This is a genomic window from Herbaspirillum sp. VT-16-41 (assembly GCF_001994935.1).
GTDB lineage: Bacteria > Pseudomonadota > Gammaproteobacteria > Burkholderiales > Burkholderiaceae_D > Herbaspirillum > Herbaspirillum frisingense.
Genome location: NZ_MUXB01000127.1, coordinates 1 through 1,059, shown reverse-complemented (window position 1 = coordinate 1,059; position 1,059 = coordinate 1). Strand labels below are relative to the sequence as shown.

General features: G+C 46.5%; 1 protein-coding gene and 1 pseudogene. One reads left to right on the top strand and one right to left on the bottom strand.

Annotated elements, in window-relative coordinates:
• Positions 1 to 398 (bottom strand): annotated as a pseudogene (locus tag BTM36_RS19690) (isochorismatase family protein); the annotation flags it as partial.
• Between the two features lie 323 nt (positions 399 to 721).
• Here BTM36_RS19690 and remB point away from each other — a divergent pair.
• On the top strand, positions 722 to 937 hold the full coding sequence (remB, locus tag BTM36_RS19685; RefSeq protein ID WP_077237626.1) for an extracellular matrix regulator RemB: 216 nt from the start codon (positions 722 to 724) through the stop codon (positions 935 to 937).
• Positions 938 to 1,059: the final 122 nt, after the last annotated feature.

Below are 1,059 nucleotides of genomic sequence, written 5' to 3'. Positions count from 1 at the left end.
GGAAGTAACGCCTCGGTCATCACCACACGCCCGGAGCGGCCCGCCACGTATTTCAGCGACATCATATGCTCTTCGCGGCTGAAATCCGCCAGCGCATCGGCCACCATAAAGGGCTTGATATCGCGCATAAAGGCATCAGTGGCAGTCGTCATACAACCGATATGGGCGTACACGCCCGTTATGATGAGCTGATTACGCCCGGTCTCTTTCAGCATCTGCTCCAGCGGCGAACGGTGAAAGGCGCTGTAACGCCACTTCACCAGCACCGTATCGGCTTCGTCCGGGGCAAGCGCCGCCACAATCCGTTGCTGCTCTGGCGAGCGGGTCAACCCTGGCCCCCACATATCGTTGAGCAACGCGCGATCGTCATCACTCTGCTCTTTTGGCTGAGCGTAAATCGTTTCTTCATGCTGCCTCCGTATGGGGCAGACTCTACATCATTGCCGTACTAATCTCGGGGAGCAGGTCAGAGTAGATATATGTGCTCTGATGGAATGTAATGTCCAATTGCGTCTTGGAGGTGTTGTCTAGGTGGCAGTGCGTTCCAACGAAATTGGCACCATCGGAATGGGAGCGCGATATTGGTTGGTATTGACCAATTTTGGTTACATGGTGCGTACATGCGGCTGGAAAGCAAAAAAGCCAACTCCGAAGTGACCTGAGACGAATTTTGTAGCCACTAGATAAGTGAGTTCTTTATGCTAACGCCAAGGAGAACTCAATGAAGAAGTCTTCGTCTGTGATTATGGGAGAAATGATACAAGCTTGGAAAAAGGAAAAGAAAATTGTCGGACCAAAAAGTAATGCCAAATCAGTTATTGTAACGGAAAATCAAATATATTATACGACAGTTTCCGTTTCAACACTTAAAAAACGTACAGGCATAACACAGGGAATTAGTAATGAACAAGATTTTTCTGATGAAATTTCTCTATAAATTTGATTTCAAATAAATTCATGATTTTTATCATTAAAAACGAGGTTCAAAAGGGAGAATAAAAAGGATCGAGTCGGCTAAAGTCTTTAGTACCGAAGTGTCTTTATTAATCGGACTTTTTG